Origin of the sequence: Leclercia sp. Marseille-Q4284 (assembly GCF_916618945.1) — a bacterium.
Lineage (GTDB): Bacteria > Pseudomonadota > Gammaproteobacteria > Enterobacterales > Enterobacteriaceae > Enterobacter > Enterobacter tamurae.
In genome coordinates this window covers 141744-155401 of sequence record NZ_CAKAKG010000001.1, presented here as the reverse complement: position 1 = coordinate 155401, position 13658 = coordinate 141744, and the positions used below count along the sequence as shown (strand labels likewise).

Sequence of the window (13658 nt, the reverse complement as noted above, 5' to 3'; positions counted from 1 at the left end):
TTTTGGGAGTCAGCCAGAGCAATGAAACGTCCGGACTACAGAACATTACAGGCGCTTGATGCCGTTATTCGTGAACGCGGATTCGAACGCGCAGCCCAAAAGCTGTGCATTACCCAATCCGCTGTTTCACAACGAATCAAACAGCTTGAAAACATGTTCGGGCAGCCGCTGCTGGTTCGTACCGTGCCGCCGCGTCCAACCGAACAGGGGCAAAAGCTGCTGGCGCTACTGCGTCAGGTTGAGCTGCTGGAAGATGAGTGGCTGGGCGATGAACAGACCGGCTCCACGCCGCTGCTGCTCTCGCTGGCGGTCAACGCCGACAGTCTGGCAACCTGGCTCCTCCCTGCCCTCGCCCCGGTGCTGGCCGATTCGCCTATTCGCCTGAATCTGCAGGTTGAAGACGAAACCCGTACCCAGGAACGTCTGCGCCGCGGTGAAGTAGTGGGTGCAGTCAGTATCCAGCCTCAGGCGCTGCCAAGCTGCCTGGTGGATCAGCTGGGGGCGCTGGATTATCTGTTCGTTGGCTCAAAAGCCTTTGCCGAGCGTTACTTCCCGAATGGCGTTACCCGCGCGGCGCTGCTGAAAGCACCTGCCGTGGCCTTTGACCATCTTGATGACATGCATCAGGCATTTTTACAGCAGAACTTCGACCTGCCACCGGGCAGCGTACCCTGCCATATCGTGAACTCCTCCGAAGCCTTCGTGCAGCTGGCACGTCAGGGCACCACCTGCTGCATGATCCCGCATCTGCAGATCGAGAAAGAGCTGAACAGCGGCGAGCTGATCGACCTGACACCAGGCTTACACCAGCGCCGTATGCTCTACTGGCACCGCTTTGCCCCGGAAAGCCGGATGATGCGCAACGTCACCGACGCGCTGCTGGCCCATGGACATAAAGTCCTGCGTCAGGACTAATAAAAAGGCCGGGTCGCATTAACGCTGACCCGGCCTTTTTTCTGTGCTGAATACCAGACTTACGGTGCTTTAGTCGCCGTATCCTGCTGCTGATTCTGCTGAACCGGCTGAGTCTGCTGAACCTGCTGGTTCTGCTGCTGACCCTGCGCTGGCTCCAGCTGGAACACCACGTCAACCTGATCGTCAAACTGAATGGTTGGCTGTTCGTAGGTATCCTGCGCAGAGACTGGCGCCGCTTCCGCTTTCATCATGCGTACCATCGGGCTCGGCTGATAGTTAGAGACGTGGTAACGGACGCTGTAAACCGGGCCCAGCTTGCTGTTAAAGCCAGAAGCCAGCTGCTGCGCCTGACGCACGGCATCATCAATCGCCGCTTTACGCGCTTCGTCTTTATACTTCTCAGGTTGCGCAACACCCAGGGAGACAGAACGGATTTCGTTCAGACCCGCTTTCAGCGCGCCATCCAGCAGGGAGTTGAGCTTATCAAGCTGACGTACCGTGACTTCCACGGTACGCACCGCGCGGTAACCTTTCAGGATGCTTTTGCCATCCTTATAGTCATAATCCGGCTGAGTACGCAGGTTGGCAGAGTTGATATCTTTTTTAGCGACGCCGTTCTGCTCCAGGAAAGAGAGATATTGCGCAACGCGATCGTCTGCCTGTTTCTTGGCGGTAGCGGCATCTTTTGCCGCCACGTTCACTTCGATGGCTAAGGTTGCAATATCCGGGGCCGCATCAACGCTGGCGGTACCGGAGGTCACAATGTGCGGGCTGTCAGGCAGTTCACTGGCCTGAACGGATGCTGCGCCAAAACCCATTAATGCCGCCAGGGCGATTACATTCAACTTCACTTTTATTCCTCCATGTTGCGAAGAGTGCCCATGTAACAGGGCGCATGCCAGCAAGCTTAGCGGCTGCTGGTCGAATGTCCATAAGACAACGCTTAGTCGAATAGTTCCCGAATATGATGAATCCCCTCTTTCGCCAGCTGGAAAGCGATAACCCACATCACCACACCGACCAGGCCGTTGATAATGCGCTGGGCTTTGGCGGTGCGCAGACGGGGAGCCAGCCAGGCGGCAAGCAGCGCCAGCCCAAAGAACCACAGGAAAGAGGCGCTGACGGTACCCAGTGCAAACCAGCGTCTCGGCTCGGCATCAAGCTGACCGCCCAGGCTGCCCAGCACCACGAAGGTATCCAGATAAACATGCGGGTTGAGCCAGGTGACCGCCAGCATGGTGACGATAATTTTCCAGCGCCCCTGCTTCATCACTTCGGCGCTGGCCAGCTCAATATTGCTGCCCATCGCCGTTTTCAGGGCGCCAAAGCCATACCACAGCAGAAACGCGACGCCGCCCCAGGTGACCAGCGCCAGCAGCCAGGGGGACTGCATCAGCAGCGCGCTACCGCCAAAAATACCGGCGCAGATCAGGAGCATATCGCTCACTGCGCAGAGCAACGCAATCATCAGATGATACTGACGACGAATACCCTGATTCATGACGAACGCATTTTGCGGGCCGAGAGGCAGGATCATCGCTGCGCCAATCATAAGCCCTTGAATGTAAAAAGATAACATGAAAATTAATCTCAGGAAGCTGTCTTGAGGGCAGACTATACTGCGGGAGGATAATAAGAGGAAATGGATAATATTAATTGGCAATAAGCAGAACTAATTAAACCCGACACGCATTGCGCATGCCGGGTTACCGGGAAAACGTTATTCCGCTGGCTCTTTCACACGCTTGAAGTTCACGTCCATCTGCGGGTACGGGAAGCTAATACCGTTGGCGTCAAAGTCGCGTTTCACGCGTTCCAGCACATCCCAGTAAACACTCTGCAGATCGCCGCTGTGGCTCCAGATGCGCACCACAAAGTTGATAGATGAAGCACCCAGCTCGTTCAGGCGAACGGTCATCTCACGATCTTTCAGAATGCGGTCATCCGACTCGATAATGTTAGTCAGGAGCTGCTTAACCTTGTCGATATCCGAGTCATACGCCACGCCAATGATGAACTCATTGCGACGGACCGGTTCACGAGAGAAGTTAATGATGTTGTTGGCGATGATTTTCCCGTTCGGGATCACGACCATCCGGCCATCCGCGCTGCGCAGGGTGGTAGAGAAGATCTGCACCTGCAGCACGGTACCGGCCACGCCGCCGAGATCAACATATTCGCCAGAGCGGAACGGACGGAAGGTCACCAGCAGTACCCCGGCCGCCAGGTTCGACAGCGAGCCCTGCAAGGCCAGACCAATTGCCAGACCGGCGGCACCCAGCACGGCGATAACCGATGCCGTTTGCACCCCGACACGGCCCAGAGCCGCAATCAGCGTAAACGCGATAACGCCGTAGCGCACCAGTGCGGAGAGGAAATCTGCCACCGTGGCATCAATATGACGCGCCCGCATCACGCGGTTAACCGCATTAGAGATGATGCGCGCCACGATCATACCGATGATGATAATGGCGATGGCCGCCACAATGTTTACGGCGTAACTCAACAGCAATGCCTGGTTACGCACCAGCCAGGAGCCCGCGTTATTGATGCTATCTACAACACCGAGATCTTCCATTCAATATTCCTTATCTAAGCAAACCATAGAAATGCATCCCCCATCGAGGCAGGCAAGTTAGTAAAGGGTAAACAAAAGCGAGAGCTTTTGCCAAACAGATCACATAAATAGTGCCCGTAGCCAGTTGAAAAAGCATAAAAAAAGCCCGCGATTAACGCGGGCTTTTTGAGGCTATCAGCAGTGCAAATTACAGAACGTCAACCGCGTTCAGCTCTTTGAATGCCTGCTCCAGACGCGTCACCATAGAGGCCTGGGCTGAACGCAGCCATACGCGTGGATCGTAGTATTTCTTGTTCGGCTGGTCTTCGCCTTTCGGGTTGCCCAGCTGGCCCTGCAGGTAAGCTTCGTTGGTTTTGTAGTACTGCAGGATACCGTCCCAGGTTGCCCATTGGGTGTCGGTATCGATGTTCATTTTGATAACACCGTAGCTTACGGAGTCTTTGATTTCCTGAGCAGAAGAACCGGAACCGCCGTGGAAGACGAAGTTCAGGCTGTTGTGCGGCAGGTTGTGTTTCTTGGAAACGTATTCCTGAGAATCACGCAGAATGGTCGGGGTCAGAACCACGTTGCCTGGCTTGTACACGCCGTGTACGTTACCGAAGGAGGCAGCGATGGTGAAGCGTGGGCTGATTTTGCTCAGCTCGGTATACGCGTAATCAACGTCTTCTGGCTGAGTGTACAGGGCAGAAGCGTCCATGTGGCTATTGTCCACACCATCTTCTTCGCCACCGGTGCAACCCAGTTCGATTTCCAGAGTCATGTCCATTTTGGCCATGCGCGCCAGGTATTTGGAGCAGATCTCGATGTTCTCTTCCAGAGACTCTTCAGACAGGTCGATCATGTGAGAAGAGAACAGTGGCTTACCGGTTGCTGCGAAGTGTTTTTCGCCCGCGTCCAGCAGACCGTCGATCCACGGCAGCAGTTTCTTCGCGCAGTGGTCAGTGTGCAAGATAACCGGAACACCGTAGTGCTCAGCCATCTGGTGTACGTGATGTGCGCCAGAGATTGCGCCCAGGATTGCCGCGCCCTGAGGAACGTCAGTTTTCACGCCTTTACCTGCGATAAACGCAGCACCGCCGTTAGAGAACTGAACGATTACCGGAGCTTTAACTTTTGCTGCGGCTTCCAGTACGGCGTTAATAGAGTCGGTACCGACGCAGTTAACCGCTGGCAGAGCAAAGTTGTTTTCTTTTGCTACCTGGAACACCTTCTGAACGTCATCACCAGTGATCACGCCAGGTTTTACGAAATCAAAAATTTTAGACATGTTGCGAGTCCTGTATCTTCGGCCTTGGAAAGGGGCGAGCTCTTAAAAGCACGCTGAAAATTGGGCAGGTTTCCCTGCCCTAAAATGGCTTACTTCTTAGCGCGCTCTTCGAGCATGGCTACTGCTGGCAGAACTTTGCCTTCCACGAATTCGAGGAATGCGCCGCCGCCAGTGGAGATGTAGGAGATCTTGTCGGAAATACCGAACAGATCGATTGCTGCCAGGGTATCACCGCCGCCAGCAATGGAGAATGCGTCGCTGTCTGCAATCGCGTTAGCCACGATTTCAGTACCTTTACGGAAGTTCGGGAATTCGAACACGCCAACCGGGCCGTTCCACAGAATGGTTTTCGCATTCTTCAGGATCTCAGCCAGTTTTTCTGCAGAGGCATCGCCCAGGTCCAGAATCTGCTCTTCATTTTTGATGTCAGAGACAGATTTCAGCTCAGCGGTAGCGGTTTCAGAGAACTCAGTCGCTACGCGAACGTCAGTTGGAACCGGGATATCACAGGTGGTCAGCAGGCGTTTTGCTTCGTCAACCAGATCTGCTTCGTACAGGGATTTACCCACATTGTGGCCCTGAGCGGCAACGAAGGTGTTGGCGATGCCGCCACCGACGATTAGCTGGTCAGCGATTTTGGACAGAGAGTCCAGAACGGTCAGTTTGGTAGAGACTTTAGAACCGCCAACGATAGCAACCATTGGACGCGCTGGTTCTTTCAGGGCTTTGCCCAGTGCTTCCAGTTCGTCTGCCAGCAGTGGACCTGCACAGGCGACGTCAGCGAATTTACCGATACCGTGAGTAGAAGCCTGCGCACGGTGAGCAGTACCGAAAGCATCCATTACAAACACGTCGCACAGGGCAGCATATTTTTTGGACAGGGTTTCGTCGTCTTTCTTCTCGCCTTTGTTAAAGCGAACGTTTTCCAGAACAACCAGTTCACCTTCAGCAACTTCAACGCCGTCCAGGTAGTCTTTAACCAGACGTACCGGGCTGGACAGTTTGTCTTTCAGGTAATTAACAACCGGCAGCAGAGAGAATTCTTCGTTGTACTCGCCTTCGGTCGGACGACCCAGGTGGGAGGTGACCATCACTTTTGCACCCTGCTTCAGTGCCAGTTCGATGGTTGGCAGAGAGGCACGGATACGTGCGTCGCTGGTGACTTTCCCATCTTTAACCGGTACGTTCAGATCCGCACGGATGAAAACGCGTTTACCTGCCAGATCCAGATCGGTCATCTTAATTACAGACATGGTGAATCCTCTCGTTGATTCTTAAAGTTTTGCAGACGCAATACGCGCCTTACCTGAAACCTTGTGCGGCCATGGCTAACGTGGTGTCGAGCATCCTGTTAGCAAAGCCCCATTCATTATCACACCAGACCAGCGTTTTGATCAGATGTGCCCCACTCACGCGCGTTTGGGTGCCATCAACAATGGCGCTGTGCGGATCGTGGTTAAAATCTACTGAGACCAACGGTAATTCCGTATAGTCAACTATACCATGAAATGCTTGCTGTGCCGCTTTTTGCAGCAACAGGTTGACCTCACAGGCTTTTACCGGTTTTTTCACGGTCACGCTGAGGTCGATCGCCGTCACGTTGATGGTAGGAACACGCACGGCGATAGCTTCAAAACGGTCTTCAAACTGGGGGAAAATTCGGGTGATACCGGCCGCCAGTTTGGTATCCACCGGGATAATCGACTGACTCGCCGCGCGAGTGCGTCGCAGGTCCGGGTGGTATGCGTCAATGACCTGCTGATCGTGCATGGCGGAGTGAATCGTGGTCACGGTGCCCGATTCAATGCCATAGGCATCGTCCAGCAGTTTGATGACCGGAATAATACAGTTGGTGGTGCAGGAGGCATTGGAGACGATGCGGTGTTCCGCTTGCAGCTCATGATGGTTAACGCCATAAACCACCGTGGCATCGAGATCGTTACTGCCGGGATGTGAGAAGAGCACTTTCTTCGCGCCAGCCGCCAGATGGGCTTCGCCATGTTCGCGATTGCCGTAGACGCCGGTACAGTCGAGCACCACATCCACGCCCAGCTCACGCCAGGGTAAGGCGTCGATCGTCTGCTCGTGCAGTACACGAATCACGTCATCACCGACGAACAGCTGCTCTCTCTCCTGACGAACGTCCCAGGCGAAGCGCCCATGGCTGGTGTCATATTTCAATAAATGCGCCATGCCTGCGGCATCGGCCAGTTCATTGATGGCCACCACGGTCATTTCCGCCCGGCGCCCGGATTCATATAAAGCACGAACCACGTTACGTCCGATGCGACCGAAACCATTAATCGCTACGCGTACGGTCATAAGTCTCCTGCAAAGCTTTCCCTGATTCGAGGTGGCTGACAGAGTAATCCAGCAACGCTCTGAGGGGAATCCTCGCCTGTCACAAACTCCAACTGATTGGTCATTTGTCGAACGTTTAATCGACTGAAACGCTTCAGCCAGAATAAGCGAAACGTGGAATAAAGGGAATGAGCCCTCGGACCAATAAGCCAGCTATATGACTTGCGTCACATTTTTAATGGAATAATTCACAGCGCAGTTACATGCAGGAGGAATAGTAGATACAAAAAAGCCGGGTGGCGAGGTAAAAGCAAAACGGTAACCCAGGGGTTACCGTTTTTGGTGTTTGCACCCTCTCCCGTGGGAGAGGATTGGGGTGAGGGCATCAGCCCGCACCGTACCAGCAATTACAGCAGTTCTTTCGCTTTTGCGACCACGTTCTCAACGGTGAAGCCAAACTCTTCGAACAGCTGCTCAGCCGGAGCAGACTCACCGAAGGTGGTCATGCCGACGATTGCGCCGTTCAGGCCCACGTATTTGAACCAGTAGTCAGCAATACCCGCTTCCACAGCCACACGAGCGGAGACCGCTTTAGGCAGTACGGATTCACGGTACGCTGCGTCCTGCTTGTCAAAGGCATCGGTAGACGGCATGGAAACCACGCGCGCTTTCACGCCTTCGCCTGCCAGCTGATCCCAGGCCGCAACCGCCAGTTCAACTTCAGAACCGGTCGCGATGAAGATCACCTGTGGCTGACCGTCGCAATCTTTCAGCACGTAACCGCCGCGGGCGATGTTCGCCAGCTGCGCTTCGGTACGATCCTGCTGAGCCAGGTTCTGACGGGAGAGGATCAGTGCGGTCGGGCCGTCCTGACGCTCAACGCCGTATTTCCACGCTACCGCGGATTCAACCTGGTCACATGGACGCCATGTGGACATGTTCGGGGTCACACGCAGAGAAGCAACCTGCTCAACCGGCTGGTGAGTCGGGCCATCTTCGCCCAGACCGATGGAGTCGTGGGTATAAACCATCACCTGACGCTGTTTCATCAGCGCAGCCATACGCACCGCGTTACGGGCATATTCCACGAACATCAGGAAGGTGGAGGTGTACGGCAGGAAACCACCGTGCAGGGAGATACCGTTGGCAATCGCAGTCATACCGAATTCACGTACACCGTAATGGATGTAGTTACCGGCAGCATCTTCGTTGATCGCTTTAGAACCGGACCAGATGGTCAGGTTGCTTGGCGCCAGGTCAGCGGAGCCGCCGAGGAACTCTGGCAGCCACGGGCCGAAGGCTTCGATGGCATTCTGGGACGCTTTACGGCTGGCGATTTTGGACGGATTCGCCTGCAGTTTAGCGATGAACTCGTTCGCTTTGGCGTCGAAGTCAGCCGGCATGTCACCTTTCATACGACGGGTGTATTCAGCCGCTTCCTGTGGGAAGGCTTTAGCGTAGGCAGCAAATTTCTCGTTCCATGCTGCTTCTTTTGCCTGACCGGCTTCTTTGGCATCCCACTGAGCATAGATCTCAGATGGAATCTCAAACGCGGCGTGTTTCCAGCCCAGCTGTTCACGGGTCAGGGCGATCTCTGCGTCACCCAACGGTGCACCGTGAGAGTCGTGGGTGCCGGCTTTGTTCGGGGAACCGAAACCGATGATGGTTTTGCACATCAGCAGGGACGGCTTGTCGGTTACAGCACGTGCTTCTTCTACTGCACGTTTGATCGCGTCAGCATCGTGACCGTCAACACCACGTACCACGTGCCAGCCGTAGGCTTCGAAACGTGCTGCGGTATCGTCGGTGAACCAGCCTTCAACGTGACCATCAATGGAGATGCCGTTGTCGTCATAGAACGCAACCAGTTTGCCCAGCTTCAGAGTACCGGCCAGGGAGCATACCTCGTGAGAGATACCTTCCATCATGCAGCCGTCGCCGAGGAACGCATAGGTGAAGTGGTCAACAATGTCGTGACCCGGACGGTTGAACTGCGCCGCCAGCGTCTTCTCAGCAATTGCCATGCCCACGGCGTTAGCAATCCCCTGCCCCAGCGGACCAGTAGTGGTTTCAACACCTGCGGTGTAGCCCACTTCCGGGTGACCCGGGGTTTTGGAGTGCAGCTGACGGAAGTTTTTCAGCTCTTCGATTGGCAGCGCATAGCCGGTGAGGTGCAGCAGGCTGTAGATCAGCATGGAGCCATGGCCGTTGGACAGTACGAAACGGTCGCGGTCAGCCCAGGCCGGGTTCTGCGGGTTGTGGTTCAGGAAATCACGCCACAGGACTTCGGCAATGTCAGCCATACCCATCGGGGCACCCGGGTGACCGGATTTAGCTTTTTGTACAGCATCCATGCTCAGCGCACGAATAGCATTGGCAAGCTCTTTACGTGAGGACATTTTGACTCCAGATCGGATGTTGAAGGCCATACCCGTTTCGGCTTGACGACAGCGCGTTTTGGGCTACGCCAGAAAAAAGTGCCAACAATGTAACCCAAGCGACAAAGCATGTACATGGACCATTCTTTTGCCGGTTAAGAAATCTCTGGAACAGGCTCGCACGTTGCGCAATCTTCTCGCCCGCCTTCGTTTATATTCTTTATACTCAGGGTACTCCGGCCTCGCTGCCGTGATGTAATTTCAGAATTTATCGTGTTTAACGAGTGCGGAAGCAACCTAATGAAAATGCGTGCAATAGTGCTGGCTCTGGGAACAACGCTCCTGCTGAGCGGGTGTCAGAATATGGACTCCGGCGGTCTGATGAGCTCTGGAGCAGAGGCGTTTCAGGCCTACTCCCTGAGCGATGCTCAGGTCAAAACATTAAGCGATGAAGCCTGTAAGGAGATGGACGGTAAGGCTACCATCGCCCCGGCAGGCAGCACTTACGCTCAGCGTCTGGACAAGATTGCTTCTGCGCTTGGTGACAACATTAATGGCCAGCCGGTGAACTATAAGGTTTACATGGCCAAAGACGTCAACGCCTTTGCGATGGCCAACGGCTGTATCCGCGTCTACAGCGGACTGATGGATATGATGACCGACAACGAAGTTGAAGCGGTTATCGGGCATGAAATGGGTCACGTTGCCCTCGGCCACGTGAAGAAAGGCATGCAGGTTGCACTTGGCACCAACGCCGTGCGCGTGGCGGCAGCGTCTGCCGGCGGCATTGTCGGGAGCCTGTCCCAGTCGCAGCTTGGCGATCTCGGTGAAAAACTGGTCAATTCCCAGTTCTCCCAGCGTCAGGAATCTGAAGCGGATGACTACTCTTACGATCTGTTGCGCAAACGCGGCATCAACCCGTCAGGTTTAGCCACCAGCTTCGAAAAACTGGCGCAACAGGAAGCGGGCCGTCAAAGCTCAATGTTTGACGACCACCCTGCTTCTGCGGCACGTGCGCAGCATATTCGCGATCGCATGACCACAGACGGTATTAAATAACCTCAAAAAAAAGGCCGGGCAAGACGTCCCGGCCTGTCTCTTAATTACTCGCCTTTTTTCGCCGCCTGGATGTAGAGCATTTCCAGAGCCAGGGTCGCCGCGGCCAGCGCGGTGATCTCGGACTGGTCGTAAGCAGGCGCGACTTCTACCACGTCCATACCCACGATATTCAGATCCTTCAGGCCACGTACCAGCTTAATAGCGCGATCGGAGGTCAGGCCGCCGATCACCGGGGTGCCGGTACCTGGCGCAAAGGCCGGATCCAGGCAGTCGATGTCGAAGGTCAGGTATACCGGCATATCGCCAACGATCTGCTTCACCTGCGCGATGATGTCATCCACGCCGCGATCGTTCACCTGACCCGCGTCCAGCACGGTGAAACCGTTGTCTTTATCGAACTCGGTACGAATCCCGATCTGCACGGAGTGGTTTGGATCGATCAGGCCTTCGTTCGGCGCGGTGAAGAACATGGTGCCGTGGTCAAATTCGCAGCCGTTCGCATAGGTGTCGGTATGGGCATCGAAATGCACCAGCGCCATCTTACCGAAATGCTTCGCGTGAGCGCGCAGCAGCGGCAGGGTCACGAAATGGTCACCCCCGAAGGAGAGCATACGCTTGCCGGCAGCCAGCAGCTTCTCAGCGTGGGCTTGCAGCTTTTCACTCATTTCACGCGCATCACCGAAGGCATAGACCAGGTCACCGCAGTCAACCACGTTCAGGCGCTCGCGCATGTCGAAGTTCCACGGGAAACGGTTGTGCTCCCAGGCCAGATTGGTGGAGACCTGACGGATCGCTGCCGGACCATGACGGCCACCGGCACGACCGGATGTCGCCATATCAAACGGCACACCGGTGATCACCCAGTCCGCATCGCTGTCGTACGGCTGGAAATTCATCGGAAGGCGTAAAAAACCAAAAGCGTTCGATACCAGGGAGTTATCGTACTGATGCCCTAAAGTGCTCATGTCCTGACCTCTTTATAACGTCGGTGCATTAAAAATAGATGAAAAAAAATCCCCTCCGCGTCGTTAAACCCGACGAGGAAGGGATTGATTCGAATAGTGCCTGTTGCGGCGGATTATCGCCGCTATTTCATACGGGTTCAAGTGAGTATAGGGCATTGTGCGGACTTCACCCCTCACCCTAACCCTCTCCCCAGAGGGGAGAGGGAAGAATGCTTACTCGTCTTCCAGATACGTGTAGCCGTACAGACCCGCTTCAAACTCTTCCAGGAACTGTTTCTGCAGAGTGTCGTCAAGATCGGTCTTTTTCACCTGATCGCGGAACTGGGTCAGCAGCTTGTTCGGATCGAGCTGCACGTACTGCAGCATATCCGCCACGGTGTCACCCTCGTCAGAGAGCTCCACTTCGACATTGCCGTCAGGGAAGACAAACACGTCAACCGCTTCGGTATCCCCGAACAGGTTGTGCATGTTGCCCAGGATCTCCTGATACGCCCCGACCATAAAGAAGCCCAGCATTGGCGGGTTCTCCGGATCGTACTCCGGCATTGGCATGGTGGTGGCGATGCCATCCCCGTCAATGTAGTGGTCGATCGCCCCGTCTGAGTCACAGGTGATATCCAGCAGCACCGCGCGGCGCTCAGGGATCTGATTCAGCCCTTCCAGCGGCATAACCGGGAACAGCTGGTCGATACCCCAGGCATCCGGCATCGACTGGAACAGGGAGAAGTTGACGTACATCTTGTCCGCCATACGCTCCTGCAGTTCGTCGATAATCGGACGGTGCGCACGGTTGCTCGGGTCGAGCTGTTTCTGCACTTCGTGACACATGTTCAGATACAGCTGCTCGGCCCAGGCTCGCTCCTGCAGGCTGAACGCCCCGGATGAATAGCCGGTATGAATATCGTGCAGATCCATCTGGCTGTCGTGCAGCCATTCACGCAGTGAACGACGGGTGCCCGGCTCGTGCATCTCAATCCAGGTTTCCCACATGCTTTGCAGGGCACGCGGCGCATCGTCTTCCGGCGGTGTCGCTTCGGTGTATTCGTTGCGCTCCACGCCGATGATGTTCGATACCAGCACCGTGTGGTGCGCGGTAACCGCACGTCCGGACTCGGTGATCACCGTCGGGTGCGGCAGACCATTCTCTTCACAGGCATCGCCAATCGCCCAGATGATGTTGTTGGCGTATTCGTTCAGGCCGTAGTTCACCGAGCAGTCAGACTTCGAGCGGGTCCCTTCATAGTCCACGCCCAGGCCACCGCCCACGTCAAAGCACTGGATGTTCACGCCCAGCTTATGCAGCTCGACGTAGAAACGGGCCGATTCACGCACGCCGGTGGCGATATCGCGGATGTTAGCCATCTGCGAACCGAGGTGGAAGTGCAGGAGCTGAATACTGTCCAGACGGCCCCGATCGCGCATGATTTCGACCAGCTGCAGTACCTGGTTCGCCGCAAGGCCAAATTTGGATTTTTCGCCGCCGGAGGACTGCCACTTCCCGGAGCCCTGCGAGGCCAGACGCGCACGCACGCCAAGGCGCGGCACCACGTTCAGACGCTCGGCCTCTTCCAGCACGATATTAATCTCAGACATCTTCTCGATGACCAGATAGACCTTGTGGCCCATCTTCTCACCAATCAGCGCCAGACGAATGTATTCCCGGTCTTTATAGCCGTTACAGACGATCACCGAGCGGGTCATGCCGGCATGGGCCAGTACCGCCATCAGTTCCGCTTTGGAACCGGCTTCCAGACCCAGCGGTTCGCCGGAGTGAATTAAGGATTCGATAACGCGACGATGCTGGTTCACCTTGATCGGATAAACCAGGAAATAGTCGCCGTTGTAACCGTAAGATTCACGCGCGCGTTTGAAGGCGGCGTTGATGGAACGCAGACGGTGCTGCAGGATCTGCGGGAAGCAGAACAGTGCAGGCAGACGCTGCCCCTGCGCTTCACGCGCTTTCACCAGTTTTGCGAGATCGACGCGCGCTTCCGGTACGTCAGGATCCGGGCAGACGCTGATGTGGCCCAGTTCATTGACGTCGTAGTAGTTATTGCCCCACCAGGCAATATTGTAAGTGCGCAGCATCTTGCTGGCTTCCTGGGAGCTCATCGCAACCTCCTGCATAGAACGTAGTACACCCTGTTCGCCTGCTGACGAAGGCGAAAACGAAGACATGTCGTCAGACATAGCGA

11 protein-coding genes are annotated in these 13658 nt (G+C 55.4%); 2 read left to right on the top strand and 9 right to left on the bottom strand.

Going from position 1 to position 13658, the window contains the following annotated elements:
* Nucleotides 1-21: 21 nt before the first annotated feature.
* Nucleotides 22-915, top strand: coding sequence for a DNA-binding transcriptional regulator ArgP (gene argP, locus LG383_RS00755; protein ID WP_106994367.1), 894 nt, complete (start codon nucleotides 22-24; stop codon nucleotides 913-915).
* A gap of 59 nt (nucleotides 916-974) precedes the next feature.
* Here argP and LG383_RS00750 read toward each other — a convergent pair whose 3' ends face one another.
* From LG383_RS00750 to tkt, 7 genes are all read right to left on the bottom strand, one after another.
* Nucleotides 975-1766 (bottom strand): oxidative stress defense protein, encoded by a 792-nt coding sequence (locus LG383_RS00750; protein ID WP_225758106.1) that lies wholly within the window; start codon nucleotides 1764-1766, stop codon nucleotides 975-977.
* A 92-nt stretch (nucleotides 1767-1858) separates the two neighbouring features.
* Nucleotides 1859-2494, bottom strand: a complete 636-nt coding sequence (gene argO, locus LG383_RS00745; protein ID WP_106994366.1) for an arginine exporter ArgO — start codon at nucleotides 2492-2494, stop codon at nucleotides 1859-1861.
* Nucleotides 2495-2635: 141 nt separating this feature from the next.
* A complete protein-coding gene (locus LG383_RS00740; protein WP_106994365.1) occupies nucleotides 2636-3493 on the bottom strand; it encodes a small-conductance mechanosensitive channel MscS in 858 nt (285 codons plus the stop codon).
* 187 nt (nucleotides 3494-3680) lie between these two features.
* Nucleotides 3681-4760, bottom strand: a complete 1080-nt coding sequence (gene fbaA, locus LG383_RS00735) for a class II fructose-bisphosphate aldolase (protein ID WP_166183909.1) — start codon at nucleotides 4758-4760, stop codon at nucleotides 3681-3683.
* An 89-nt stretch (nucleotides 4761-4849) separates the two neighbouring features.
* Nucleotides 4850-6013, bottom strand: coding sequence for a phosphoglycerate kinase (pgk, locus tag LG383_RS00730; protein ID WP_106994363.1), 1164 nt, complete (start codon nucleotides 6011-6013; stop codon nucleotides 4850-4852).
* Between the two features lie 49 nt (nucleotides 6014-6062).
* Entirely contained in the window at nucleotides 6063-7082 is a 1020-nt protein-coding gene (gene epd, locus LG383_RS00725; RefSeq protein WP_106994362.1) for an erythrose-4-phosphate dehydrogenase, read from the bottom strand.
* A gap of 386 nt (nucleotides 7083-7468) precedes the next feature.
* Nucleotides 7469-9460: a transketolase gene (gene tkt, locus LG383_RS00720; RefSeq protein ID WP_106994361.1), complete on the bottom strand. Its 1992-nt coding sequence runs from the start codon at nucleotides 9458-9460 to the stop codon at nucleotides 7469-7471.
* Nucleotides 9461-9739: 279 nt separating this feature from the next.
* Here tkt and LG383_RS00715 point away from each other — a divergent pair, with 279 nt between their 5' ends.
* A complete protein-coding gene (locus LG383_RS00715; protein ID WP_225758105.1) occupies nucleotides 9740-10498 on the top strand; it encodes a M48 family metallopeptidase in 759 nt (252 codons plus the stop codon).
* A 44-nt stretch (nucleotides 10499-10542) separates the two neighbouring features.
* Here LG383_RS00715 and speB read toward each other — a convergent pair whose 3' ends face one another.
* Complete coding sequence (gene speB / locus LG383_RS00710) at nucleotides 10543-11463, bottom strand: agmatinase (RefSeq protein ID WP_014071686.1); 921 nt, start codon at nucleotides 11461-11463, stop codon at nucleotides 10543-10545.
* A gap of 213 nt (nucleotides 11464-11676) precedes the next feature.
* Nucleotides 11677-13653 (bottom strand): biosynthetic arginine decarboxylase, encoded by a 1977-nt coding sequence (speA, locus tag LG383_RS00705; protein ID WP_106994359.1) that lies wholly within the window; start codon nucleotides 13651-13653, stop codon nucleotides 11677-11679.
* Between the last annotated feature and the right edge of the window lie 5 nt (nucleotides 13654-13658).

Bases quoted from the DNA above. Each gene is read 5' to 3' on its own strand.
- argP (WP_106994367.1), top strand. From the start codon at position 22: ATGAAACGTCCGGACTACAGAACATTACAGGCGCTTGATGCCGTTATT.
- argO (WP_106994366.1), bottom strand. From the start codon at position 2,494: ATGTTATCTTTTTACATTCAAGGGCTTATGATTGGCGCAGCGATGATC.
- LG383_RS00740 (WP_106994365.1), bottom strand. From the start codon at position 3,493: ATGGAAGATCTCGGTGTTGTAGATAGCATCAATAACGCGGGCTCCTGG.
- fbaA (WP_166183909.1), bottom strand. From the start codon at position 4,760: ATGTCTAAAATTTTTGATTTCGTAAAACCTGGCGTGATCACTGGTGAT.
- pgk (WP_106994363.1), bottom strand. From the start codon at position 6,013: ATGTCTGTAATTAAGATGACCGATCTGGATCTGGCAGGTAAACGCGTT.
- epd (WP_106994362.1), bottom strand. From the start codon at position 7,082: ATGACCGTACGCGTAGCGATTAATGGTTTCGGTCGCATCGGACGTAAC.
- tkt (WP_106994361.1), bottom strand. From the start codon at position 9,460: ATGTCCTCACGTAAAGAGCTTGCCAATGCTATTCGTGCGCTGAGCATG.
- LG383_RS00715 (WP_225758105.1), top strand. From the start codon at position 9,740: ATGAAAATGCGTGCAATAGTGCTGGCTCTGGGAACAACGCTCCTGCTG.
- speB (WP_014071686.1), bottom strand. From the start codon at position 11,463: ATGAGCACTTTAGGGCATCAGTACGATAACTCCCTGGTATCGAACGCT.
- speA (WP_106994359.1), bottom strand. From the start codon at position 13,653: ATGTCTGACGACATGTCTTCGTTTTCGCCTTCGTCAGCAGGCGAACAG.